We start from the raw sequence: 25,585 nt of genomic DNA, 5'->3' as shown, positions 1-25,585 counted from the left end.
TTTCCTGCGGTGTCCTCTCCCTAGCGGGGCGCGCGGGCCCACTCTGCACGGCCGGCGGGGGCGCGGGGGCCCCCCCGCTTTTCGTGGAACAGGGCCAACCGGACCGCTGCGTGGTGACCTAAAGGGAACCTGCTCTTGGGGCACGGCGACCACGATCGAGTGCCCGTGGGCCGAGTGGGCGCACTCCGGGACCGCCCACGCGACGATCTACTTCGCCGACCACACCAGCTCCGACTGGCCGGCCGACGCCGCGGTCACCGTCTGGAACCAGGCCCACGACCCCGGCACGACGACCACCGGTCCCGCCCAGGTGATCTTCCACCCGGCCACAGAGGACATCCCGCTGTGCGACTGATCGTTGTTGCATCATTGGCGGCATGGTTGAGAGTGTTCGGCGGTTGCGACGGCGGATGGTCGGCCGGGACCCGGATGAGGAGCACCGGGCGTCGACGCCGTTGGAGCTGCTGTTCGACCTGTGCTTCGTGGTCGCGGTGGCGTCGGCGGCCGCGGGGCTGCACCACGCGCTGGCCGAAGGGCATGTGTCCGAGGGGCTGATCGGGTTCGGGACCGCGTTCTTCGCGATCTGGTGGGCGTGGGTGAACTTCACGTGGTTCGCGTCGGCGTACGACACCGACGACGTGTACTACCGGTTGCTGACGCTGGTGCAGATCGCCGGTGTGCTGGTACTGGCCGCGGGGATCCCGGGGCTGTTCCAGTTCCGCTCGCTCACCGTGCCCACGATCGGGTACCTGATCATGCGCATCGGCCTGATCCTGCAGTGGCTCCGGGCCGCGCGGGAACACGAGGAAGGCAGGCCCGCGGCGATCCGTTACGCGGCCGGGCTGGCGGTCGTGCAGGTCGGATGGTTGCTGCGGCTCGCGTTGCCGGGCGGGTGGGGCTGGGCCGGGTACGGCGTGATGCTGCTCGCGGACATCACGGTGCCGATCTGGGCCGAGACCAGGGGCACCCGCACCACGTGGCACCCCGGGCACATCGCCGAGCGGTACGGGCTGTTCACCCTGATCGTGCTCGGCGAGTGTGTCCTCGGGGCGACCGCGGCGGTGCAGGCCGCGATCAGCGACGCCGGGCTTTCGGTGTCACTGATGGTGATCGCGGGCAGTGGGCTGGTGCTGCTGTTCGCGATGTGGTGGTCCTACTTCAAACGCGACGCCGCGCCCCGGCTGCGCGAGGACTCGTTGAAGGCAACCATGACCTGGGCCTACAGCCACTACGGCGTGTTCGGGGCGGTGGCCGCGCTCGGTGCCGGGATCGAGATCGTCGTCGACACTGCCACCCACCACAGCCACGTCTCCGAGACGGCGGCCGCGCTGTGCGTCGCCGTCCCGGTCAGCGTGTATCTCCTCATCGTTGGCGTGCAACACAAACACCTCAACCCCACCGAGCCGTTCCAGCAGCGCTATGTCGTGCTCACTGCGGTGCTCGTGCTGCTGTCGACGCTGCTGCCGTTGACGGCGGCGATGGTCGCGATGGCGTTGGTCACCTCGGCCCTCGTCGCCTACGGCGTTGCCGTGGGCGAGAAAGCGCCTGCGTGATCGATGACCCACTGCCGGTAGGTCCGCGCGGGCGAGCCGGTGACTTCCTCCACAGTGGACGTCACCGGCTCGGGGTGCTCCGTCATGTGCGCCCAGGCCGCCGAAGCGCTGGTGACCAGCTCCTCGGCCCAGCCGGCCGAACGCAGCTTCTCGGCACCCTGCGCGGGAGTCAGCTCGCGGAACCGCACCGGCCGGCCAGTGACCTCACCGATGGTCCGCGCCACTTCGGTTTGGCTGACCAGTGCGGGCCCGCTCAGTTCGAAGGACTTGCCGATGTAGCCGTCGTCCAGCAAGGCTCGGACGCCCACGGCCGCGATGTCGGCTTCGTGAATGTAAGGCCGTGCCAGTGAAGCGAAAGCCGCCTCGATCACCCCGGCTTCCTTGACCTGCGAGGCGAACTCCAAGGTGTTCCCGGCGAACCCGGTCGGTCGCAAGAAGGTCCAGTCCAGCGAACGGGACCGGATCACCGCCTCCGCGGCCTCGGCCCACTGTGCCCCACCCGAAGACGACAGGTACACCACCCGCCGGGCCGGCAAGGCGTCGAGAAAATCCCCCAGCCCGTCCACCCCGAAGAACGGCCACACCAGGAAGAGCCGGTCCACCCCCTCGAACACCGAGCTGTCCACAGTGGGCAGTGAACCGCGCACAACCGAAACACCGTCCGGCAACCTGGCCGTGGCGGGATCCCGCACGAGGGCGCGGACGTCCAGCCCACGCTCGGCGAGCTGCCGCACAACCTGACCGCCGACCTTGCCTGTGGCTCCTGTTACGAGGATCGTCATGCCCCTACCGTGCAACCTGAACCATGGTTGAGGTCAACAATTCGTGCTTTGCTGCTCAACATCCACCTCGCCGCGCACACCCGCGACCACGTGCGGATGCTCGACATCATCACGTTGTTCGGGGACAACGTGATCCCGAACCTCTAGACCCCGCCGACGCGCGAAGTCATCTCGGCCGCCGCCTTCTGGACCTCGGCGGCAAGTGACGGCCAGGTCTCGCCGCACTCGGGGTCGCACTCGTGCCGGAAGGTGGCGCTGATCGCGGCGATCGGCCGGTGCCCGTGGTCGAACACCGGCGCCGCGACCGACGCGTACCCGGCCGTGACGTACCCGTCCTCGACGGCCCACCCGCGGCGGCGTTGCGCGGACAGCACCCGGCGCAACGAAGGCAGATCCCCGGGTCCACGCCCGGTCCGGTCGACGAAGCTGTCTTTGCCCGGGAACAACGCCCGGATCTGCGCCGCGGGCAGGTGCGCGAGCATGGCCTGCCCGGAGGCGGGCAGTTGGGCGGGCAGCCGCACGCCCACGCTGGTCACCAGTGTCTGTGGGTGGGCCGGCTGCTCGCGCACCACGTAGAGGGTCTCGGCGCCGTGCAGGACCCCGAGGTGCACGGTGTGCCCGACCCGGTCGGCGAACCGCCGCAGCAACGGGCGGGCCAGACGTTCCAAAGGGTCGTGCCGAAGGTACGCGGACCCGACCTCAAAGGCCGACACCCCGAGCCCATAACGCCGTTCCTCGGGCAGATGCGTGACGAACCCGGCCTCGGCAAGCTCGGCGAGCAGGTGGTACGTCGTCGACCGGGGCAGGCCCAGCTCACGGGCCACGGTCGCGGCCGACACCGGGCCGGGGCGCCCGGCGATCAGCCGCAGCACGGCAAGGCCGCGCCGCAGCGCGGGCACGTCGCTGCTGCTCACCACGCAACCCATTCTCAACAAAACGCGCGTTCTCGGCATTGGAGGGACGTGACCTTCGAAGAGTTCGTCGGCGACCGGCTGGACGCGCTGCTGCGCTACGCCACCGCGTTGTGCTGCGACCCGTACCTCGCGCAGGACGTGGTGCAGGAGGTGCTGCTGCGGGCGCAGGTCCGCTGGGGCCGGATCGGCGGCGTGGCCCAGCCGCAGGCCTACGTCAAGAAGATGGTCACCAACGAGTACCTGTCCTGGCGCAGGCGCCGGGCCAGCCGCGATGTGGCGATGTCGATGGCCGCGCTGGAACAGGTCGGCGCGATGACCGACCCGATGAGCCCCTTGGGGAACGGCTATGACCAAGACCGAAGAGCTGATCAAAGACGCCTTGGCCAAGCAGGTCACCCGCGCCCCTGACCCCGCCCCGATCCTCGCCGCCCTGCGTGAGCCGAGGTTCCGCCGCCGCACCCGCCCGGCCCTGGTCGTCGCCACGATCGGCACCGCCCTGGTGACCACGGCGGTGCTAGTCCCCGCCAGCATGCGCACGGTCGGCCCGCCGGCCGGGGACTCGACGATCCAGCAGGCGCTGCCCACCTCCGCGATCGAGCAGGCCGTTCCCGGCGCGGGCCGCCCGGCGTCCATCCCGATGCAGTACACGTTGTCGCCGCCGGACGGGTATTTCGAGGACGAACGCACGTCCGACCCGCAGGGGCTCAACCAGTCCCGGACGTGGGGACGGCGCGGCACGGGCGTCGAGCAGCCGACCATCAGGCTGAACGTGATCCACCAGGACGACCCCACGTTCGCCGAGCTGGCCAGGCCGATGGCGGACGCGACCACGGTGACGATCAACGGTTTCGCCGCCCGGGCCCGCAACGATCTGGTCGGCACGACCGTGGTCGGTGCGACCGTGCGCTGGAAGCCGAACGACACCACCGTGCTGGAGGTCCTGACCGGTGCCGGGCCGAAGCCGAAGGACCTGGCCGTCCAGATCGCGGCGGGAGTGGTCCCGGACGGCAAGTCCACCCTCACCCCGCCGTTGTCCTTCGGCTCCCGGCTCGCGAGCCTGACCGCCGGCATGGTGACCGTCGGCCGGTCGTCGGTGTCCGGCAAGGTGAAAGCCTCCGTGCAGTTCCGCTGCACGACACCGGAGTGCCTGGTCGAGGCCGAGGTGGTGACGGGCGGCAGTACCGCGGCCGTGCCCCCGGGCGGCGCGGGCCAGGGCAGCTCGGTGATCCTCGTGCGCCAGCCCGACGGCCGTGACCTGCGGCTGGTGGCCTTCGGCGCACACCGGCCGAGCGACGACGAGCTCAACGCGATGGCCCGGTCCGCCACGGGCGCGCCCGCCGTCGACACCTCCTGGTTGACGCCGTGATGGCAAGGGTTTTGGCAAGGCGCGGCTGACAGGCTGACGACCGGCCCGGTCCGCCACCACCCCCCGTGCGGGCCGGGCCCCCGGCCGAACGTCTGGGATCCCAGACACAACCGCGTGCCGCCGGGTCGTGCGGGCGGGCGCGAAGGGGTGTGATACCCCAATGGCCGAGGTAGCGCTGGGTCCCACCCCGATCAGCCGGGCGGATGTCGTCGCGGTCGCGCGTGATGGCGTGGGTGTGCGGCTCACTGATGAAGCGATCGACGCGGTGGCCAGGTCGCGCGAGCACGTGGAGCGGCTGGCCGAACGCCCGGAACCGACGTACGGGGTGTCCACCGGGTTCGGTGCGCTCGCGGTCCGGCACATCCCGCCGGACCGGCGGACCGCGCTGCAGCACGCGGTGGTCCGTTCGCACGCGGCCGGTGCGGGCCCGGAGGTCGAGCCGGAGGTGGTCCGCGGCCTGATGCTGCTGCGGCTGCGCACGCTGGCGATGGGCCGCAGCGGGGTCAAAGTGTCCACTGTGGAGGCAATGGCCGGCATGATCAACGCCGGGATCATCCCGGTGGTGCACGAGTACGGCTCGCTCGGCTGTTCCGGCGACCTCGCCCCGCTGTCCGCCGTCGCGCTCGCGTTGACCGGTGAGGGCCAGGTCCGGGTCAAGGGCGAGCTGAAGCCCGCGGCCGACGCCCTCAAGGACGCCGGGATCACGCCGGTGCGGCTGGCCGAGAAGGAAGGCCTGGCGCTGATCAACGGCACCGACGGCATGCTCGGGATGCTGGTGATGGCCATCGCCGACCTGCGCAGGCTGATGGCGATCGCGGACCTGACCGCGGCGATGAGCGTCGAGGCGTTGCTGGGCACCGACCGGGTGTTCGCCGCCGACCTGCACGCCCTGCGCCCGCACCCGGGCCAGAGCGAGTCCGCCGCCCGGATGGCCCAGATCCTCAGCGACTCCGAGATCGTGGCCAGCCACCGCGGCCCGGACTGCACCCGCGTGCAGGACGCCTACTCGCTGCGCTGCTCGCCGCAGGTGCACGGGGCGGCGCTGGACACGTTGACGCACGCCGAACTCGTCGCCGACCGGGAACTGGCGTCCGCAGTGGACAATCCAGTCGTTCTCGACGACGGACGCGTTGAGTCCAACGGGAACTTCCACGGCGCCCCGATCGCCTACGTGCTGGACTTCCTGGCCATCCCGGTCGCCGACGTGGCCAGCATGGCCGAGCGGCGGACCGACCGGATGCTCGACGTGGCCCGCTCGCACGGGTTGCCCGCGTTCCTCGCCGACGATCCGGGTGTCGACTCGGGACACATGATCGCCCACTACACCCAGGCCGCCGTGGTCGCGGAGATGAAGCGGCTGGCCGTGCCCGCGTCGGTGGACTCCATCCCGACCAGCGCCATGCAGGAGGACCACGTCTCGATGGGCTGGGCCGCCGCCCGCAAGCTGCGCAAGTCCGTCGACGGCCTGACCACCGTGCTGGCCATCGAACTGCTCACCGCGGCCCGCGCGATCGACCTGCGCGCCCCGCTCAAGCCGTCGACCGCCACCGGGCGTGCGGTGGAAGCGTTGCGCACCCGCGTTCCCGGGCCGGGCCCGGACCGCTACCTCGCCCCCGACATCGCCGCCGCCGAGGACCTCATCCGCTCTGGAGGGATCAAGTGACCATCCGCGCCGCCACCGGCACGACGCTGACCGCGCGCAGCTGGGCCACCGAGGCCCCGCTGCGCATGCTGCACAACAACCTCGACCCGGACGTGGCCGAGCGTCCCGAGGACCTGGTGGTCTACGGCGGCACCGGCAAGGCCGCCCGGGACTGGAAGAGCTTCCACGCCATCACCCGCGAGCTCACCGAGCTCAACCAGGACGAGACCCTGCTGGTCCAGTCCGGCCGCCCGGTCGGCGTGCTGCGGACGCACGAGTGGGCGCCACGGGTGCTGATCGCGAACTCCAACCTGGTGCCCGACTGGGCGAGCTGGCCGGAGTTCCGCCGGCTCGAAGCGGCCGGGCTGACCATGTACGGCCAGATGACCGCGGGCTCGTGGATCTACATCGGCACCCAGGGCATCCTGCAGGGCACGTACGAGACGTTCGCCGCGATCGCGAACAAGCGGTTCGGCGGCACCCTGCGCGGCACCCTGACGGTGACCGCGGGCCTCGGCGGGATGGGTGGCGCGCAACCGCTTGCGGTGACCATGAACGACGGTGTCTGCCTGGTCATCGAGGTGGACCCGCACCGCGCCCAGCGCCGGCTGGAGACCCGCTACCTGGACGAGGTCGCGTCCGATGTGGACCGTGCCGTCGAGCGGGTCGAGCGGGCCAAGCGCGAGAAGCGGCCGCTGTCGGTCGCGGTGGTGGGCAACGCCGCCGAGATCCTGCCGGAGCTGCTGCGCCGCGGCGTCGAGGTGGACATCGTCACCGACCAGACCTCCGCCCATGATCCGCTGATGTACCTGCCCAAGGGCGTGGCCCTGGAGGACTGGGCGGACTACGCGGCCAAGAAGCCGGACGAGTTCACCGACCGCTCCCGCGACTCGATGGCCGAGCACGTCGACGCCATGCTGGGCTTCCTGGACAAGGGCGCCGAGGTGTTCGACTACGGCAACTCCCTGCGCGGCGAGGCGAAACTCGGCGGCTGCGAGCGCGCCTTCGACTTCCCCGGGTTCGTGCCCGCCTACATCCGGCCGCTGTTCTGCGAGGGCAAGGGCCCGTTCCGGTGGGCGGCACTGTCCGGCGACCCGGCCGACATCGCGGCCACCGACCGGGCCATCCTCGAGCTGTTCCCGGAGAACTCCTCGCTCGCCCGGTGGATCAAGCTCGCCGGCGAACGCGTTGCCTTCCAAGGGCTTCCGGCCCGGATCTGCTGGCTGGGCTACGGCGAACGGCACCTGGCGGGGCTGAGGTTCAACGAGATGGTGGCCAGCGGCGAGCTGAAGGCACCTGTGGTCATCGGACGTGACCACCTCGACTGCGGCTCGGTCGCCTCGCCCTACCGGGAGACCGAGTCGATGGCCGACGGGTCGGACGCGATCGCGGACTGGCCCTTGCTCAACGCCATGGTCAACACCGCGTCCGGGGCCACCTGGGTGTCCATCCACCACGGCGGCGGCGTCGGCATCGGCCGGTCCATTCACGCCGGTCAGGTGACCGTCGCGGACGGAACGGAGCTCTCGGCGCAGAAGATCGAACGGGTGCTCACCAACGATCCGGGGATGGGGGTACTACGCCATGTGGACGCCGGATACGACCGGGCAGGCGAAATCGCCCAACTACGGGGTGTGCATATTCCGATGACCCGGGCATGATCTTGGCATGAGCACGGCGACGGAGCTGCTTTCCGCGATCAAGGACGTCGGCACGGACCCGACACGCGGCGGGTACTCCAGGCACGGTTTCGACCACGCCGAGCTGGAACTGCGGGAGTGGTTCACGGCGGAGGCGGGCAAGCGCGGCCTGGACGTCGAGGTCGACCGCAACGGCAACATCTGGGCCTGGTGGGGCGCGCCCGGGCCGGACGCGCTGGTCACCGGGAGCCACCTGGACTCGGTGCCGGGCGGCGGCGCGTTCGACGGGCCGCTCGGCGTGGTGTCCGCCCTGGCCGCGGTGGATGTCTTACAGGCCAAGGAGTTCAAGCCCGGGCGGCCGCTGGCGCTGATGGTGTTCGCCGAGGAGGAGGGCGGCCGGTTCGGCGTGCCCTGCCTCGGCTCGCGGTTGCTCGCCGGCGTCACCAGCGCGGAGACGGCGCTGGCGTTGAAGGACCGCGACGGCGACACGTTCGCCGACGCGGTCAAGGCGGCGGGCCTGGATCCGGCCCGGATCGGGCGCGACGACGAGGCTCTGTCCCGGATCGGGAAGTTCGTGGAACTGCACGTCGAGCAGGGCCGCGGGCTGATCGACATCGGCTCGGCCGTCGGCGTGGCCACCTCGATCCTGGCGCACGGGCGGTGGCGGTTCCGGTTCACCGGCCAGGGCAACCACGCCGGGGCCACCCCCATGACCACCAGGCACGACCCCATGCTGCCCGCCTCCCAGCTGGTGCTCTCGGCCCGCTGGGCGGCGTCCGGTGTGGACGGTGCCAGGGCCACGGTCGGCCGGATCGAGCCGATCCCGGGCGGTACCAACGTGATCGCGTCCAGCGTGGACGTCTGGCTGGACGCGCGCGGGCCCAACGACGGCCGCACCCGGACCGTCGTGGAGCGGATCACCGCCGCGGCCAGGCAGGCGGCGCGGGACGAGGGCTGCGAGGTGACGGTGACCGAAGAGTCCTATGGGGACACCGTGCACTTCGACTCGGCGCTGCGCGAGGAGCTCGCGGACGCGCTGGGCGGCAAGGTTCCCGGGCTGCCCACCGGCGCCGGGCACGACGCCGGGATCCTGGCCGCGCACGTGCCGACCGCGATGTTGTTCGTGCGCAACCCGACCGGGATCAGCCACGCGCCTGCCGAGCACGCCGAGGCGGACGACTGCGAGGCCGGGGTCGCGGCACTGGCGAAGGTCCTGGAAAAGCTGGCCGGATGAGGTATTGGTGTGAACGTGCCTGGCTGGACCCGACGGGCCCGCAGCCCGGTGTCCTGATCGAGATCTCCGGCGAGGAGATCGTCAGCGTCAGCTCCGACGAGCCGCGGCCGCTGGACGCCTACCGGTTGGCGGGCCTGGTCGTTCCCGGGTTCGCCAACGTGCACTCGCACGCGTTCCACCGGGCCCTGCGCGGCCGGACGCACGCCGACGGGGGCACGTTCTGGACCTGGCGCGAGGGTATGTACCACCTTGCGGGACGGTTGAACCCGGACAACTACCGGCGCCTGGCAACGGCGGTTTTCGCCGAGATGGCGATGGCCGGGGTTACCTGCGTCGGCGAGTTCCACTATGTACACCACGCGCCCGGCGGCCGCCGGTACTCCGACCCGAACGTGATGGCCGAGGCGCTGCGGCAGGCGGCCAAGGACGCGGGCATCCGGATCACCTTGCTGGACACGTGTTATCTGGCCGGCGGGATCGGCGCCGAGCTGGCGCCCGAGCAGCTTCGGTTCTCCGACGGGTCAGCAGAGGCGTGGGCGGACCGGGTGGGCGAACTGGAGTCCGACGCTACTCTGCTTGCCGGAGCGGCGATTCATTCGGTGCGCGCGGTTGCGCGTTCGGCTCTCCCGGAAATCGTTGCGGCACGGCCGAACGGACCACTGCACGTCCATCTTTCAGAGCAGGTACAGGAAAACCAGGCCTGTCTAGACGCATACCGCATGACTCCCACCGAACTGCTCGCTGACGCTGGCGTGCTTTCGCCACGAACGACGGCTGTGCACGCGACGCACCTGACCACAAAGGACATAAGCTTGCTGGGGAGCACCGCGACCGGCGTGTGCTTCTGCCCGACGACGGAGGCCGACCTGGCCGACGGGATCGGGCCGGCACGGGAACTCGTCGACGCGGGCTGTGTGCTTTCCCTTGGCAGCGACCAGAACGCGGTGGTCGATCCACTGCTCGAAAGCCGTGCGCTGGAGCACGGCGAACGGCTGCGCACCGGGCAGCGCGGCCGGTTCACCCCGGCCGAGCTGTACCAGGCGCTGGTCGAGCACTCCGGTCTCGGCTGGCCCGCCGGGCAGGCCGACCTGGTCGCGATCCGGATGGACAGCCCGCGCACCGCCGGGTGCTCGCCCGATCAGGCCATGCTGGCGGCCACCGCGGCGGACGTGCACACGGTCATCTCCGGCGGGCGGATCGTTGCCAGGGACGGGAAACACGAGAAGCTGGGGGATGTGGGCGTTCTGCTGGCCGACGCGATTGAGGAGTTCTGGCGATGAGTCTGCTGCTGACCGGGATCGGCGAGCTGACCACGAACACCGACGAGCTGGGCTCCCGCACCGACGCCGCCCTGGTCATCGACGGCACCCACGTCGCCTGGGTCGGACCCGCTTCCGCTGCCCCCGCAGCCGATTCCGCCGTTGATCTCGAGGGCCGGGCGGTCCTGCCGGGCTGGGTGGACAGCCACACGCACCTCGTGTTCGCCGGGGACCGGACGGCCGAGTTCGGCGCGCGGATGGCCGGAGAGCCTTACCGGGCGGGCGGAATCGCGGTCACCGTCGGCGCGACCCGTGCCGCGTCGGACGATGAGCTCGCCGAGGTGCTGCGACGCCATGTGGCAGAGGCTGTTTCGCAGGGCACGACGTACATCGAGACCAAGACGGGCTATGGCCTGGACGTCCCCAACGAGTTGCGCTCGGCGCGGCTGGCCGGGCAGTACGCCGACGAGGTCACCTTCCTCGGCGCGCACCTGGTTCCGCCCGGGGTGGACGCCGATTCCTATGTGGACTTGGTCTGCGGCGAGATGATGGACGCGGTGGCCCCGCACGTCAGCTGGGTCGACGTGTTCTGTGAGACCGGGGCGTTCGACGCCTCGGAGTCCCGGGCCGTCCTGATGGCCGGGGCCAAACACGGCCTTGGCCTGCGGGTGCACGGCAACCAGCTCGACTACGGTCCCGGTGTGCGCCTGGCGGTCGAGTTGGGCGCGGCCAGCGTCGACCACTGCACGTACCTGACCAAGTCCGATGTGGACGATCTGGCGAGTTCGGAGACCGTGGCGACCTTGTTGCCCGCCTGCGACCTGTCCACCCGTCAGCCGCTGCCCAACGCGCAGGCGTTGCTGAACGCGGGCGCGACGGTGGCGTTGGCGTCGAACTGCAACCCCGGCTCGTCGTACACCACGTCGATGGCTTTCTGCGTGGCCACTGCGGTTCTGCAGATGAAGATGTCGGTCTCCGAGGCCGTCCGCGCCGCCACCTGGGGCGGGGCAAGGGCTCTGCGCCGCGAGGACGAGATCGGGATCCTGAAACCCGGCGCCCGCGCGGACATCCACGTCCTCGACGCCCCCTCCATCACGCACCTCGCCTATCGCCCAGGTGTCCCGCTGACCCACTCGGTGTACCGAGCGGGTCAGCAGGCGCGTTAGAAGGTTCAGCTCGTTTCGTAGGTGAGGTCGGAGTAGAAGGCGTTCAGCGGGCTCGCCCAGGAGTTGGCGGGGGTGGCGTTGCAGCCCGGCTGGCTGCGGCTGTGCAGCGCGACCGAGTAGCGGTTGCCGCTCGGGGCCAGCCAGTACCAGCCGCCGCCGCTGTCGCCGCCGCAGGCGTCGTAGCCGTCGATCCGGACCATGCCGCGGACGGCCGCGTCAGCGGTGCTGCCGACGGTGCCACACGGGTTTCCGGACCGGCCCGGGTTGGTGTAGCTGGCGGACAGGCAGGCGGTGTCGCCGACCAGCAGGAACGACTCGCCCTTCAACGCAACCGTGTTGCCGGGCGGGGACACGTAGGCGCGGCCGGTGGTGTCCCCGCTGTAGAACGCGTTGGTGACCACGATCCGGGTGACGTCCTGGTTGCCCGAGTCGATCCGGCCGCTGACCACGCCGACGCTACGGATCGTGCTGGTGCCGGTGGACCACGCCTCGCCGGTGCCCGTGCTGCAATGCCCCGCGGTCAACACGATCCGCTGGCCCGCGGCATTGCGTGCGGTGAAACCGATCGAGCACCACGGCGTGTTGGTGCCGTTGCGCATCACGTTGCCAGCGGCCAGGAAGTCGTCACAGTTGTCGCGTGCGGTGCACGCATCCGCCTCGATAGCGGAGGTCTTCGCGGGCACCAGGGTGACACCGGCGTCGCCGCGGCGGGCCAGGGTGGACAGCTCGGCCTGCGGCACCGCGGCCACGACCTTGTTGGTCTGCACGTCGATGCCGACGTTTCCGTTGGCGGCCTTGGCAAGCGCGCTGGTACCGGTGCGCAGCGCGTCCGCCTGGGCGGTCAGCTGGTCGTAGCTGCGGCTCACGGTCCTGGTCGAGACCTTCACGCCCAGCTTGGCGCCAGTGTCCGAAATGGACTTCGCGGCGTCCGGCGAGGTCATCGCGATGGTGTAGGTGGCGGTGTACGGGTCGAACCAGCCGCCGCCGAAACTGCTCCACTGCTTGGTGATAGCGGCCTTGAGCTGCTCGCCCGCGGCCTGTGCCTGCGCGGCGGCCCGCGCGGCCTGCGGGGTGAGGTCGGGATGTGAGGTCAGGTACGCCTGCGCGATCGTCCGCAGCGCGTCACCCTGGTCGAACGCCCCGGCCGGTTTCGCGGGCGCCGCGGTGGCCGGGGCGGACACGAACCCCAGTAATGACGCTCCGATGGCCAGCAGGACAACGTTTCTTCGGCCCCTGTGCACGGTGATTCCTCCCTGAGCGCATGGAAAAACAAGCCGTCCGTGAAATGCCGGAAAAGTGTTCGGTGATGTTCGACGAAATGTCGACTGCGGCTTTTGTGTGGTTCAGGACGGTAGATCCGTGCTGGCCAGGGTGTCAACGCCGGTAAGTCCACATACCGGTCCACTGAATTCCGGCTGCGTTATTCCGGACCTGTGGTGTATCTGGAAGAATGGACCGGTCCATTGAATCAATGGGCCGGTGCGTGCGCGATTGTGGCCATTGACAGGGAATTACCCGGTGGCCGCCGGTCCGTTGTAGAGGATCGCGCCGTCGATGCTGAACAGCGTGCAGGAGGCGATGGCCGGCGGCTTGGGGCCCGGCGGCATCAGCACGGCGAACGTGTTGTGGTACGTCTTGATGTCCATTGTGGTCTTGTCGGCGAAGGTGATCCGCATCTTCCCGACGCTCGGCGGCAGCAGACCGGCGACGACCGGCCGTCCGGCGACGGCGGGAATGCCGGACAGCAACGTGGGTTTGACCGGAGACCACGTCCGCGTGCTCACGTAGGGCAGGAACTGGGCCGGCTCGTTGCCCTTCTGCGTGCAGACGCTGACGCCCAGGCTGTTGGTGGCCAGGAAAAGCTGGTCGGCGCCGCTCTGCACGTGCCCGCCCATGCTCCAGCTCGACTGGTCCGGCACCGCGCTCTGTGGCTCGACCGCGTTGATACAGCGGTAAAGCTGGACGCCGTCGGTGGTGGAGTGATCGCCGCTGTCCAGGTTCGACTCCACCGTGCCGTAGGAGTTCTTCGGCTTGGGCAACGGCATTTCCGGGTCACCCGGGGCGCGGCGGACCGACATCGACGTGATCGACCCAGGCAGGCTGGCGAGCCAGATGAACAGGCCGTCCTGCGTCTCGGCCCGGCGCGAGGTGCGGTCGCCATCGGAGGTGACCGAGATCGTCGTATTGGCCCACGCCGGATCGAGCACCCCGGCCACCGCGCCGTCCTCGGTGACCAACATGGCCGCCGTACGCGACCCGTAGGCGTAACCGGGCTCGCTGACCGGGTCGGACAGGGTGACGCTGAAGTAGTTGGTCTCGCAGAACAGCGGCCGCGAACCGGTCCGGAACGCGATCACCGTGGTCCGGGAGCCGGCCACGGCGAACACCGGCCGCCACTGCGCCCGGTCCGGGTACTCGACCGTCCCACGCAGCTTCTGGGCCGCGGTCCAGCACTGGTCCACCAGGGAGTCGTTGACCGGTATCCGCACCGGGGCGGTCGCCTCCGCGTACTGCTGCGGCTGGCGGCTCGTCTGGGTCAGCGCGAACGTCCCGCTGACCGCCAGGGCCACCACCGCGGCCGCAGCCGGCAGCCACACCCGGATCCGCCGGTCGCCTTCGCTCATGTGCCTCACCCTAGGCGGCCATTCGGCCGACCGCCCTCGGTCAGATAGCCAGAGTTATTCGTCGGCGTCGTCGTCCCGGGCCAGGAACGTCGCCAGCCGCTCGACGGCCTCCTCGAAGTTCGGGTTGGCGTCCACGAAGGCGCGCAGCTTCTCGGCGAGCCAGCCCAGGGTGACCTCCTCGTCGCCCCGCCGCTGCTCGAGCTCCTCGATGCCCCGGTCGGTGAAGTACATGATCGTGTGATCCTTGCCAGAGAGGAGAACGGCTCCGGGGCGCGAGGCCCCGGAGCCGTTCCGGTGTCCATCGGGTTTCAGCCGGCGAAGGCCTTCTCGATCAGCTCACGCTGCTCGACCTCGTGCACCTTGGACGAGCCAGCGGACGGGGCCGACATCGGCCGCCGCGAGACCCGCTTGAGGTTGCCCAGCCGCTCCGGGAACTTCTCCCGCACGAACAGGCCGTAGAACGGCCACGAGCCCTGGTTGGCCGGCTCCTCCTGCACCCAGCGCACGTCCTTCGCGTTCGGGTACTTGTCGAAGATCGCGCCGAGCTTCTTCTCCGGCACCGGGTAGAGCTGCTCGACCCGGACCACCGCGGTGTCGTTGGCGCCCAGCTTCTCCTTCTCCGCAGCCAGCTCGTAGTAGAGCTTGCCGGAGACGAACAGGATCTTGCGCACGCCGTTGGGGTCCGGGTTGCTCGGGTCGTCCAGCACCGACTGGAACTTGGTGCCCTCGATGAAGTCCTCGACCGGGCTGACCGCGTGCTTGTTGCGCAGCATGGACTTCGGCGTAAACACCACCAGCGGGCGCTGCACGCCGTCGAGGGCGTGGCGGCGCAGCAGGTGGAAGTAGTTCGCCGGGGTCGACGGCACGGCCACGGTCATCGAGCCCTCGGCGCACAGCTGCAGCCAGCGCTCGATCCGGCCCGAGGTGTGGTCCGGGCCCTGGCCCTCGTGCCCGTGCGGCAGCAGCATGACCACGTCGGACCGCTGGCCCCACTTGGCCTCCGACGAGGAGATGAACTCGTCGATCACCGACTGGGCACCGTTGACGAAGTCACCGAACTGCGCCTCCCAGAGCACCAGCGCGTCCGGGTTGGCCACCGAGTAGCCGTACTCGAAGCCGACCGCCGCGTACTCCGACAGCGCCGAGTCGTAGACCAGGAACTTGCCCTGGTCCTCGCCCAGGTTCTGCAGCGGCGTGTACTCCTGGCCGGTCTTGCGGTCGATGACCACCGAGTGCCGCTGGGTGAACGTGCCGCGCCGCGAGTCCTGCCCGGCCAGCCGGACCATCTTGCCCTCGATGTTCAGCGAACCGAACGCCAGCAGCTCGCCGAACGCCCAGTCGATGTCGCCCTCGCGGGCCATCTTGGCGCGCCGCTCCAGCACCGGCTTGACCCGCGGGTGCGGGGTGAAGCCGTCGGGCAGGGCGACGTGCGCGTCGGCGATCCGCTCGATCGTCTCGCGGGACACCGCCGTGGGCACCTTGGACGGCACCTGCTGCTCGAACTCGACCGACGAGGTCGGCGCGACCGGGTGCTTCTCCAGCTCGCGCACCTCGTTGAACACGTGCTCCAGCTGCGAGGAGAAGTCCCGCAGGGCCTTCTCGGCCTCGTCCACCGAGATGTCGCCGCGGCCGATCAGGGCCTCGGTGTAGGTCTTCCGCACGCTGCGCTTGGTGTCGATGATGTCGTACATCGCCGGCTGGGTCATCGAGGGGTCGTCGCCCTCGTTGTGCCCGCGCCGCCGGTAGCACAGCATGTCGATCACGACGTCCTTGTTGAACGCCTGGCGGTAGTCCATCGCCAGCCGCGCCACCCAGTGGCAGGCCTCCGGGTCGTCGCCGTTCACGTGGAACACCGGCGCCTGGATCATCTTGGCCACGTCGGTCGCGTACTGGCTGGACCGCGAGTTCTCCGGGGCGGTGGTGAAGCCGACCTGGTTGTTGATGATCACGTGCACGGTGCCGCCGGTGCGGTACCCGCGCAGCAGCGCCAGGTTCAGCGTCTCGGCCACCACGCCCTGGCCGGCGAACGCGGCGTCGCCGTGCAGGGCGACGGGCAGCACGGTGAAGCCACCGGTGTCGCTGCCGCCCTTGTCCAGCAGGTCCTGCTTGGCCCGCACGATGCCTTCCAGCACCGGGTCGACCGTCTCCAGGTGCGACGGGTTGGCGGTCAGCGACACCTTGGTCTCGCCGTCGCCGAACATCCGGAAGTACTTGCCCTCCGCGCCCAGGTGGTACTTCACGTCGCCGGAGCCGTGCGCCTGGCCAGGGTCGAGGTTGCCCTCGAACTCGCGGAAGATCTGCGAGATCGGCTTGCCGACGATGTTGGCCAGCACGTTGAGGCGGCCGCGGTGCGGCATGCCGATGACGACCTCGTCCAGCTCGTACTCGGCGGCCTTGTCCAGGATGGTGTCCAGCAGCGGGATGACCGTCTCGCCGCCCTCCAGCGAGAACCGCTTCTGGCCGACGTACTTGGTCTGCAGGAACGTCTCGAACGCCTCGGCCGCGTTCAGCTTCGAGAGGATGTACTTCTGGACCGCCGCGTCCGGCTTCTCGTGCGGGATCTCCACCCGGTCCTGGATCCAGCGGCGCTCGGCCGGGTCGAGGATGTGGGTGTACTCGATGCCCACGGTCCGGCAGTACGAGTCGCGCAGCACGCCGAGCACGTCGCGCAGCTTCATCCGCTCCTTGCCGGCGAACCCGCCGACGGCGAACTCCCGGTCCAGGTCCCACAGGGTCAGACCGTGCGAGAGCACATCCAGGTCGTCGTGCCGGCGCTGGCGGTAGTTCAGCGGGTCGGTGTCGGCCATCAGGTGGCCGCGGTTGCGGAACGCGTCGATCAGCTCGATCACCCGGGCGGTCTTGTCGACCGAGCCCTCGGGGATGTCGCTGACCCAGCGGATCGGCTCGTACGGGATGCGCAGGGCCGAGAAGATGTCGTCGTAGAAGCCGTCCTCACCGAGCAGCAGCTGGTGGATGCGGCGGAGGAACTCGCCCGACTCGGCGCCCTGGATGATCCGGTGGTCGTAGGTGGACGTCAGCGTCATGATCTTGCTGATGCCCATCTCGATCAGGGCCTTCTCGCTGGTGCCCTGGTACTGCGCCGGGTACTCCATCGCGCCCACGCCGATGATCGCGCCCTGGCCCGCGGTCAGCCGCGGCACCGAGTGGTTGGTGCCGATGGTGCCCGGGTTGGTCAGCGAGATCGTGGTGCCCTGGAAGTCCTCGGTCTTCAGCGAACCGGTCCTGGCCTTGCGGATCAGGTCCTCGTAGGCCTGCCAGAACTGGGTGAACGACATGGTCTCGCAGCCCTTGATGGACGCGACGACCAGGTTGCGCGAACCGTCCTTGCCGGGCAGGTCGATGGCCAGGCCCAGGTTGACGTGCTCCGGGGTGACCAGCGTCGGCTTCCCGTTGACCTCGGCGTAGTGCCGGTTCATGTTCGGGTACGCCTCGAGCGCCTTCACCAGCGCGAAGCCGATCAGGTGGGTGAAGGAGACCTTGCCGCCCCTGGTCCGCTTCAACCGGTTGTTGATGACGATCCGGTTGTCGTACAGGAGCTTCGCCGGCACCGCGCGCACGCTCGTCGCGGTCGGCACGGTGAGCGAGAGCTCCATGTTCTTCACGATCGCGGCGGCCGCGCCGCGGATCGGCTTGCTCTCGTCGGCCGCGGGCTTGGCCTCGGCCGGCTTCGCGGCGGCGGGCTTCGCCGCCGGGGCCGCGGTGGCAACGGGCTTGGCGGTCGCGGGCGCCTTCGCCGGCTTCGGGGGGGCCGGCGACGGCTGCGCGGCGACGGGCGCCTGGCCGTTGGACTCGGGTGCCGGGGGCTCGATCCGGGTCACCGTCTTGGTCTGACCTGTGGCAGTGCTACTGGCCGCCGTCGTCTGAGTCCGTTGCTGTGTGGGCTTGTAATCGGCGAAGAAGTCGTGCCAAGCGGGGTCCACCGAACCGGGATCCGCCAGGAACTGCTCGTACATCTCTTCGACGAGCCACTCATTGGGGCCGAACTGTGCTGCAGGACTGCTGCTGGACACGGCTGGCACTCGCCTCTATCCATCTCGTTCTCGATATTGAACACACGCCCCGACCAGGTTAGTACCCCGCTCGGGCTGTGTGTGACCCGATTGAACCTTGTGCGCATCCGGAGAATGGGGTATCGATCACTTGATCGATCACGAAGAGGTCAGGCGTGCTCGGCGGATGTCCCGCTCAGCAGGTCGGCCGCGCCTTCGTCATCGATTCCGAAACGCCACAGCCTGGCGTAATGCCCGTCCGCCGCCAGCAGCTGCTCGTGCCCGCCCTGCTCGACGATCCGGCCGCCGGACAGGACCAGGATCCGGTCCGCGCGGGCGGCGGTCGCCAGCCGGTGCGCGACCACGAAGGTGGTCCTGGACCGGGCCACTTGCTCGCTCGCGGTCAGCACCGCCGCCTCGGTCGACGGGTCCAGAGCGGCCGTCGCCTCGTCCAGCAGCAGGATGTCCGGCCGGACCAGCTCGGCGCGGGCCAGCGCGACCAGCTGGCGCTGCCCGGCGGACAGGCCCTGGCCGCGCTCGCCCACCTGCTGGCGGAACCCGTCGGCCAGGCCGGCCACCATCGGCAGCGCGCCCACCGACCGGGTGGCGTCCTCGACCTCGGCCCGGGACGCCTCCGGCCGCCCGTAGGCGATGTTGCGGGCGACGTCCCCGGTGAAGAGGTGCGCCTCCTGCGGCACAACGCCTAATCGCTGGTGGAACCCGCTCAGGTCGTAGTCGCGGATGTCCACGCCGTCGACCAGCACGGCACCCGAGCTGACGTCGTAGTACCTGGCCACCAGCTTGACCAAAGTGGACTTCCCGGCTCCGGTGGCGCCGACCAGCGCGACCGTCTCTCCGGGCGCCACCCGCAAACTCACCCGATCGAGGGCAGGTTCCGCCACGCCCGGGTAGTGGAACGACACGTCCCGTAGTTCCACCTCGCCGCGCAGCTTGGCCGGCACCGGCACGGGATTGTCCGCCGGGACAACGGAAGTCGGCGTCCGCAGCAGCTCACCGATCCGCCGCAGGCCCACCCGCGCCTGCTGGTAGCCGTCGAACACGCCGCTGAGCTGCTGCACGGGCGCGAAGAACAGGCCGAGGTAGAGCAGGAACGCCAGCAGCACGCCCGGGCTCAGCGTCCCGGCCGCGACCCGGTCCGCGCCCACGACCAGCACGGCCGCCCTGGCCACCCCGGAAAGCAGGTCCACGAAAGGGAAGTAGGTGGCGATGTAGCGCTGGGCCCGCGCCCTGGTCCGCCGGTAGGCGTCGCTGCGCTCCTCGAACGCCCGCGCCGACCGGTCCTCCCGCGTGTAGGCCTGGGCCACGCGCAGGCCGGACACGTTCTCCTGCAGGTCCGCGTTCACCGCGCTGACCCGCTCGCGGGCCTCGGCATAGGCCACAGAGGACAGTCGCTGGAAGATCACCGTGGCCACGATCACGATCGGCAGCACGCCCAGCGCCACCAACGCCAGCGCCCCATCGGTCGCCACCAACGCGATCGTGACCGCGATCACGGTCAGCAGGCTGGCCACCGCGGTCATCAGCCCGGTCTGCAGGAACGTGGACAGCGCGTCCACGTCCGTGGTCATCCGGGTCATGATCCGCCCGGCCATCTCGCGCTCGTAGTAGTCCAGCCCGAGCCGCTGCAGGTGCGCGTAACTGCGGACCCGCAGCAGGAACAGCAGCCGTTCGCCCAGCCGCGCGGTGAAGATCGAGTTGACCGACGTCACCAGCCAGTTCGCGGCGACGATCGCCAGCCCGAGCCCGGCGGCGAACCACAGCCCATCGGCCGCGCCGGTCAGCACGCCGTTGTCGATGCCGTACCGGACCAGGGTGGGCAGGCTCATCGAGCCCACCGCGTCGGCGATCACCAGCAGGCCCACCACGACCAGCGCCCACCGCACCGGTTTCAGCAAGCGCCGCAACGAGAACCGCGGGTCGGGCCGGGTCGGGTCCTCACCTGGCAGGTCCGGCCGTTCGGTCGCCGGCGGCAGGGCCTCCACCTGGGCCATCAGCTCCGGCGTCGGCGGCATGTTGCCCAGGGCGCCGCCCATGCCGAGCCCGCCGCCGCGCGCCCCGGCCGCCACCCGCCCGGCCGCGTCCTGCACGCGCACCGGCCGTTCGGCGTCCTCGGCGTCGTCCGGCCAGAGGGCCTCGGTCACACCGCCGGTGGCCACGTCGTCCTGGGCGCAGCGGTGCGTCTCCTCGATCGCCTCACCCGGCCCGGCCAGCAGGTTGCGGTACAGCTCGCAGCGCTCGGTCAGCTCCTCGTGCGTGCCGATGTCGACCACGTGCCCGCCGTCGAGCACGGCGATCCGGTCGGCCAGGCCCAGACTGGACCGGCGGTGCGCGATCAGCAGCGTGGTGCGGCTGGCGGTGATGTCCCGCAAGGTCTCGTGGATCGCCGACTCGGTCGCGGTGTCCACAGCGGACGTCGCGTCGTCGAGCACCAGAACCCGGGGATCGGTCAGCAACGCCCGCGCCAACGCGATGCGCTGCCGCTGCCCACCGGACAACGTGAGCCCGCGCTCGCCGACGACGGTGTCGTACCCGTTCGGCAGCGCCAGTACGAACTCGTGCGCCTGCGCCGCTTTCGCCGCGGCGACAACGTCTTCCTCGCTCGCGTCCGGGCGGCCGTAGGCGATGTTCGCGCGGATGCTGTCGGAGAACAGGAAAGCCTCCTCGAACACCACGCCCACCGCGTGCCGCAACGACTGCAGCCGCAGCTCGCGGATGTCCACGCCGCCGACCCGTATCGCGCCATCATGCACGTCGTAGAACCGGGGCAACAGCATGGAGACCGTGGACTTGCCGGACCCTGCCGTGCCGACCAGGGCCAGCGTCTCCCCGGGCGCGACCTGGATCGAGACGCCGTCCAGCACCGGTTCGCTGCGCGTGTACCCGAACCGGACGCCGTCCAGCTCCACCTTCAGCGGTCCCTCGGGTACCTCCCGCGCGTCCGGTGCCTCCTTGACCTCGGGCTGCGAGTCGATCAGGTCGTACACCCGCTCCACCCCGGCCCTGGCCAGCTGCGCGTTGATCAGCAGGCTGGACATCAGCCGCGCCGGCCCCACCAGGTTCGCCACATAGCTGCTGAACGCCAGGAACGTGCCCAGCGTGACCTGCCCGTTCAACGCCATCCAGCCGCCGAGCGCGAGCACCGCGACCTGCCCGACACCGGGCATCGCGACGAGCGTCGCCGACGGTTTCGCGGTCAACCTGGCCGCCCTCATCCGCTCGGCGTACAGCTTGCGCGCGGCCGTCTCGAGCCGGCTGACCTCGGTCCGCTCCTGCCCGAAGCCCTTCACCACCCGCACGCCGGTGACGGTCTCCTCGACGTGCTGCGCGAGATCGGCGGCCTTCTGCTGCGCCGACCAGGTCGCCGGGAACAGCCGCTGACGGGCGCGCATCGCCGTGTACACAACGATCGGCACCACGATGAACGCCACCAGCGTCAGCAACGGCGACAGCCACAGCATCGCCACGAGCGCGAGCACCGCGAACACGAGCGTGCCCACGGCCAACGGCACCATCGACAACAGCCCCTGCACGAGCTGCAAGTCCGTGATGGACCGCGAGACCACCTGCCCGGTCCGCAGCGCGTCCTGCTTGGCGCCGTCGAGCCGTTGCACCGCCTGGAAAACACGCTGTCTCAGGTCGTGCTGGACGTCCAGGGCCAGCCGCCCGCCCAGGTACCGCCGCAGGAACGCGCTGCCGAACGTGAGCAGCTCCATCGCGACCAGGGCGGCGACCAGCCCGGCCAGCCCGCTGGTGTGGCCCGCGACGGCGCCGTCCACCGCGACCTTGACCAGCAGCGGTCCGGCCGCCTGGAAGCCCACGCCCACAACGGAGGCGAGCACAGACAGCAGCACCAGCCGGCGATGCCGCCAGCTCGCCCTGGTCAGTTTGCGGATCCACCCAGTCGGTTCAGCCACGAATCCAGGTTATGCGCACCCACCGACAATTCCGTGTTTCCACAGGTCAGGCGCGGTCTAAGTGATGTCTCGCCGCTTGGCGACGAGGTACCCGGCGAGCCCGAACGCGCCCGCCCACGCGGCGAAGACCAGCAGGCTGCCCCACCACTCCGGCGAGTAGGTCAGGCCGAGCAGTTCCTCGAAGAACCCCTGCGCCCCACGGAAGTTGCTCCCCAGCTGCAGGCCGCGGAACGACAGGTCGAGGGCGATCTGGGAGACCATGTCGCCGCCGGACTTGTTCAGCAGGTACGGCGGGATGTCGCCGAGGTCGTTGGTGCGCAGCACGACCGACACGATCGGCTCGACCACCAGCACGTAGACCACGCTGCCGACGATCGTGCCGACCTGGTTGCCGATCAACGCGCCCAGCCCGACGCCCAGCAGCGTCCACAGCACCATCGCCAGCACGCCCACCCCGGCGAGGGTGAACCAGTCGGCCGCCTCAGGGAAGTTGCTGCCGAACAAGGCACCCAGCGTCGCCGCGACCATGCAGACCAGCCCGTACAGCACACCGATGGACGAGTAGACCGCCAGCTTGGCCGCCAGCACGTCGCCGCGCTTCGGGCTGGTCAGGTACGTCGTGGTGATCGTCTTGTGCCGCATCTCGCCGGTGACCGCGGTCCCGCCCAGGATCAGCGCGAACACCGTGGCGAAGTTGATGCCCTGGGCGAAGAACGGCAGCGCGAGCGGGATGTTCTGGCCGCGCGCGGCACGGGTGACGTCGCCCAGCGTGCCCAGCGCGGCGCCGCCCCAGGTGAACACCAGGCTGAGCACGGCGGCCGGGATCAGCAGCGCCCACCAGAGGTTGGTGGTGAAGATCTTGCGAAACTCGGCGCGGATCAGGCGGTCCATCCGTGCCCCCACTGCTGTTGTTGTGGCGCGCCGGAGAACTGGCCACTGGTCAACCGGAAGAAGATCTGCTCGAGGTCGGCGTGCTCGGAGCTCATGCCGTAGATCGCGACCTCGGCGGCCAGCGCGATGTCACCGACCTGCCTTGCGTCCACATTGGACACCGCCAGCACGCCGTCCGGCAGCTGCTCGACCATGGTGTGCCCGGCCTCCTGCAGCGCACTGGTCAGCTTGCCCGGGTCGGACGGGGTGACGATCACCCGCGACTGCTGCGACTTGCGCAACTGGTCGAGCGGGCCGTAGTACACGGCCTGGCCGCGGCTGAGGATCACGACCTGCTCGACGGTCTGCTCGATCTCGGCGAGCAGATGGCTCGACACCAGCACGGTGCGGCCACCCTTCGCGAACCCCTGCAGGAAGGTGCGCAGCCACTTGATGCCCTCGGGGTCCAGGCCGTTCGCCGGTTCGTCGAGAACAAGCACCTGAGGATCACCCAGAAGTGCGGTGGCCAGCGCGAGCCGCTGCCGCATACCCATCGAGAACCCGCCGACGCCGCGCTCGGCCGCGTCGGTCAACCCAACGAGATGCAGCACCTCATCGGCCCGCTGATCGGGCACCCCGACCGCGGCCGCGTACACCCGCAGGTGGTCACGCGCGGACCGCTTCGGATGGAAGCTCTGCGCCTCCAGCACCGCCCCGACCACGCGCCCAGGGTTCCCGAGGCTGTGAAAAGGCCGGCCGTTGATCGTCGCGAACCCGGCGGTCGGCGTGACCAGCCCGAGCAGCATTCGCAACGTCGTCGTCTTGCCGGCCCCGTTCGGCCCGAGGAACCCGGTCACCGTGCCGGGCTCGACCGTGAAACTCAGGTTCTGGACGGCCAGGACCGACCCGAAGGTCTTGGTCAGACCCTGGACGACCACCCGCCCGCTACCGTCGTGCACCGCGCCATCCTGCCGCAACCGGTCAGGAGTGCACCGGCGGGATCTCCATCGTGCGCTCCGCCGGGGACTCCGCGGGCACCCGCAGCGCCCTCGCCCTGGACAACCGCAACGCCCGGCCGATCCGGTCCCGCAACGGCCGCCGCCGCTCCCGGTGCGGCAACCCGTCACCGATCAGGTGCTCATGCGCCATCCGCCACACCTGACACGGCCACCGCCGCCCACGCCACCCCCGCGGACACGCGGCGCACTTCCGGTCCGGCCCCGGCTGATGCACGGTCAGCAACAACCGCCACCCATCCGCCAGCCGAGAGATCTCCGAACGCGCCAACGGCAGCAACGTATCCGGATCGCCCTCCACCGCGACCTGATCCAACAGGTCAAGACGGCGCAACACCGCCGCCCGCAACGACTCGTCCAACGGATGGTTCACGGCTCACTCGCCCGGAACGCGGCCTGGTCCAACGCCTGCCGCAACCGCAGCGCCTGCTGCGCGGACAGCACCGCCGACGCCCCCGGCGGCGGCACCAGCACCACCCGCCCACCCTCATCGACCAGGACCGTCAACGCCCGATCCCGGCCGAACGGATCAAGACACCCGACATCCCACCGCGGCTCAGCCACGACACACCTCAGCGAAACTCACACCCGACCATCGGCGTGACCAACCCGTGACTGAAGGCCCCACCGGCCCCAACACCCACCCGGCTGCGGATTAACCAAGACCAGCCAAGGTTGCGTTGATAAATATCACGACCAAAACCCACCCCCCAATGCAGCGAAACGAACCCACATTGCATAGACTCATACCCGGCGACCCGCTCCCGGTGACCCCCAGGCTGGTTGAGCGGGTCGCCCCTTCGTTCTCGTGACCCCTGCTCGGTGTCGCTTCGCTCCACCTTCGCCGGGTCACTTCGGATTATGTTGGGGGCCGAGCCCCCCAAACCCCCACGTTGCGCCTTCGGCGCTGCCGCGCTTCGCGGGCGGCGGCCTTCGGCCGGGCGGGCCTTCGGCCCAGGTTTGGGTCGCCTTCGGCTCCGGGGGATGGGCGGGGTTGGGGGAAGGGGGGCGGAGGGTTGGGGTGGGGGTGCGGCAAACGAACCTGGGCGATGGGGCCTCTGTACCTGCCGCGGGTTTGCGGCCGGATGCTGTGGGTGCAGTGACTTCGGTGCGCGGGCTGGCGGACTGAGGATCCGGCGCGTGTCGGCGAAGGTGGTGGGACGGCCAGCCCACGGGAAATGATGGTGGCAACCAACCGCAGCGGTTAGTGATGGTGGCGGGTAGCCGCAGCGGGCACTGCAACGGGAGCTAGGTGCGGCGGGTAGTGGTGGGGGCGGCCAGCCCAGCGGGGTAGTGCCCAGGCAGGGCTACGTGCGGTGGTGGGGGTCTGTGGTCGCTGGCAGCCGAGCCGTCGTGAAGTCCCAGCAGATGGCTCGAGCATCTCGACCTCTCCCCCTGTCTTCCCTCTTTCCTCTTCCTCTTTCCCTTTCCTCGCAAGAGGTTGAGGTCATCCGCGCGTGCTCGCGCAACAGCGAAGGTCCTCGTGTTCTGTCCCTCCCGTATGGCCTGGGCGAAGCCTCATCACAGGTGTCAAGGGGGATCCGCCAACGCAAAGCACAACGCTGGAAGCCCTA

20 protein-coding genes are annotated in these 25,585 nt (G+C 70.0%); 8 read left to right on the top strand and 12 right to left on the bottom strand.

Features of this window, described 5'->3' with window-relative positions; genetic code table 11:
- Positions 1 to 207: 207 nt before the first annotated feature.
- A complete protein-coding gene (locus AB0J95_RS43855) occupies positions 208 to 330 on the bottom strand; it encodes a hypothetical protein (RefSeq protein WP_364771583.1) in 123 nt (40 codons plus the stop codon).
- Positions 331 to 377: 47 nt separating this feature from the next.
- On the opposite strand from AB0J95_RS43855, the gene AB0J95_RS43850 reads away from it, so the two are divergent.
- Positions 378 to 1,553, top strand: a complete 1,176-nt coding sequence (locus tag AB0J95_RS43850; RefSeq protein ID WP_364771581.1) for a low temperature requirement protein A — start codon at positions 378 to 380, stop codon at positions 1,551 to 1,553.
- Here the strand turns inward: AB0J95_RS43850 and AB0J95_RS43845 are convergent.
- Positions 1,517 to 2,335 (bottom strand): NAD(P)H-binding protein, encoded by an 819-nt coding sequence (locus AB0J95_RS43845; RefSeq protein WP_364771579.1) that lies wholly within the window; start codon positions 2,333 to 2,335, stop codon positions 1,517 to 1,519. The genes AB0J95_RS43850 and AB0J95_RS43845 overlap by 37 nt on opposite strands.
- Positions 2,336 to 2,478: 143 nt before the next feature.
- Positions 2,479 to 3,252 (bottom strand): IclR family transcriptional regulator, encoded by a 774-nt coding sequence (locus tag AB0J95_RS43840; protein ID WP_364771577.1) that lies wholly within the window; start codon positions 3,250 to 3,252, stop codon positions 2,479 to 2,481.
- A 45-nt stretch (positions 3,253 to 3,297) separates the two neighbouring features.
- On the opposite strand from AB0J95_RS43840, the gene AB0J95_RS43835 reads away from it, so the two are divergent.
- From AB0J95_RS43835 to hutI, 7 genes are all read left to right on the top strand, one after another.
- A complete protein-coding gene (locus AB0J95_RS43835; RefSeq protein WP_364771575.1) occupies positions 3,298 to 3,657 on the top strand; it encodes a sigma factor in 360 nt (119 codons plus the stop codon).
- Positions 3,596 to 4,615 carry a hypothetical protein gene (locus tag AB0J95_RS43830; RefSeq protein WP_364771574.1) on the top strand — a complete coding sequence of 340 codons (1,020 nt, stop codon included), beginning with the start codon at positions 3,596 to 3,598 and terminating at the stop codon, positions 4,613 to 4,615. The genes AB0J95_RS43835 and AB0J95_RS43830 overlap by 62 nt, the downstream gene beginning before the upstream one ends.
- A 160-nt stretch (positions 4,616 to 4,775) precedes the next feature.
- The gene (gene hutH, locus AB0J95_RS43825) at positions 4,776 to 6,278 is read left to right on the top strand and encodes a histidine ammonia-lyase (RefSeq protein WP_364771573.1); all 1,503 of its coding nucleotides are present in this window, start codon (positions 4,776 to 4,778) and stop codon (positions 6,276 to 6,278) included.
- Positions 6,275 to 7,918: a urocanate hydratase gene (gene hutU, locus AB0J95_RS43820; RefSeq protein ID WP_364771572.1), complete on the top strand. Its 1,644-nt coding sequence runs from the start codon at positions 6,275 to 6,277 to the stop codon at positions 7,916 to 7,918. The genes hutH and hutU overlap by 4 nt, the downstream gene beginning before the upstream one ends.
- A 7-nt stretch (positions 7,919 to 7,925) precedes the next feature.
- Entirely contained in the window at positions 7,926 to 9,131 is a 1,206-nt protein-coding gene (locus AB0J95_RS43815) for an allantoate amidohydrolase (protein WP_364771570.1), read from the top strand.
- The gene (locus tag AB0J95_RS43810) at positions 9,128 to 10,411 is read left to right on the top strand and encodes a formimidoylglutamate deiminase (protein WP_364771568.1); all 1,284 of its coding nucleotides are present in this window, start codon (positions 9,128 to 9,130) and stop codon (positions 10,409 to 10,411) included. Before AB0J95_RS43815 ends, AB0J95_RS43810 begins: the two co-directional genes overlap by 4 nt.
- Positions 10,408 to 11,556, top strand: a complete 1,149-nt coding sequence (hutI, locus tag AB0J95_RS43805) for an imidazolonepropionase (protein ID WP_364771566.1) — start codon at positions 10,408 to 10,410, stop codon at positions 11,554 to 11,556. Before AB0J95_RS43810 ends, hutI begins: the two co-directional genes overlap by 4 nt.
- A 5-nt stretch (positions 11,557 to 11,561) precedes the next feature.
- Here the strand turns inward: hutI and AB0J95_RS43800 are convergent, their stop codons facing one another.
- The 9 genes from AB0J95_RS43800 to AB0J95_RS43760 form a co-directional block, all read right to left on the bottom strand.
- Entirely contained in the window at positions 11,562 to 12,797 is a 1,236-nt protein-coding gene (locus tag AB0J95_RS43800; RefSeq protein WP_364771565.1) for a hypothetical protein, read from the bottom strand.
- Between the two features lie 270 nt (positions 12,798 to 13,067).
- Positions 13,068 to 14,180: a hypothetical protein gene (locus AB0J95_RS43795; RefSeq protein WP_364771564.1), complete on the bottom strand. Its 1,113-nt coding sequence runs from the start codon at positions 14,178 to 14,180 to the stop codon at positions 13,068 to 13,070.
- A 54-nt stretch (positions 14,181 to 14,234) separates the two neighbouring features.
- Positions 14,235 to 14,411, bottom strand: coding sequence for a DUF6104 family protein (locus tag AB0J95_RS43790; protein ID WP_364771562.1), 177 nt, complete (start codon positions 14,409 to 14,411; stop codon positions 14,235 to 14,237).
- A 77-nt stretch (positions 14,412 to 14,488) separates the two neighbouring features.
- Positions 14,489 to 18,211 (bottom strand): multifunctional oxoglutarate decarboxylase/oxoglutarate dehydrogenase thiamine pyrophosphate-binding subunit/dihydrolipoyllysine-residue succinyltransferase subunit, encoded by a 3,723-nt coding sequence (locus AB0J95_RS43785; RefSeq protein ID WP_364771560.1) that lies wholly within the window; start codon positions 18,209 to 18,211, stop codon positions 14,489 to 14,491.
- 149 nt (positions 18,212 to 18,360) lie between these two features.
- Positions 18,361 to 22,125, bottom strand: coding sequence for an ABC transporter ATP-binding protein (locus AB0J95_RS43780; protein WP_364771558.1), 3,765 nt, complete (start codon positions 22,123 to 22,125; stop codon positions 18,361 to 18,363).
- A gap of 57 nt (positions 22,126 to 22,182) precedes the next feature.
- Positions 22,183 to 23,016 carry an ABC transporter permease gene (locus AB0J95_RS43775; RefSeq protein WP_364771556.1) on the bottom strand — a complete coding sequence of 278 codons (834 nt, stop codon included), beginning with the start codon at positions 23,014 to 23,016 and terminating at the stop codon, positions 22,183 to 22,185.
- The gene (locus tag AB0J95_RS43770; protein ID WP_364771554.1) at positions 23,004 to 23,954 is read right to left on the bottom strand and encodes an ATP-binding cassette domain-containing protein; all 951 of its coding nucleotides are present in this window, start codon (positions 23,952 to 23,954) and stop codon (positions 23,004 to 23,006) included. Before AB0J95_RS43770 ends, AB0J95_RS43775 begins: the two co-directional genes overlap by 13 nt.
- Positions 23,955 to 23,976: 22 nt before the next feature.
- A complete protein-coding gene (locus AB0J95_RS43765; RefSeq protein WP_364771552.1) occupies positions 23,977 to 24,384 on the bottom strand; it encodes a hypothetical protein in 408 nt (135 codons plus the stop codon).
- Entirely contained in the window at positions 24,381 to 24,575 is a 195-nt protein-coding gene (locus AB0J95_RS43760; protein WP_364771550.1) for a hypothetical protein, read from the bottom strand. Before AB0J95_RS43760 ends, AB0J95_RS43765 begins: the two co-directional genes overlap by 4 nt.
- Between the last annotated feature and the right edge of the window lie 1,010 nt (positions 24,576 to 25,585).

The organism is Actinocrispum sp. NPDC049592, assembly GCF_040675465.1.
Lineage (GTDB): Bacteria > Actinomycetota > Actinomycetes > Mycobacteriales > Pseudonocardiaceae > Kibdelosporangium.
Note: the sequence above shows the minus strand (reverse complement) of the source record. Positions and strands in the feature narration are given on the sequence as shown.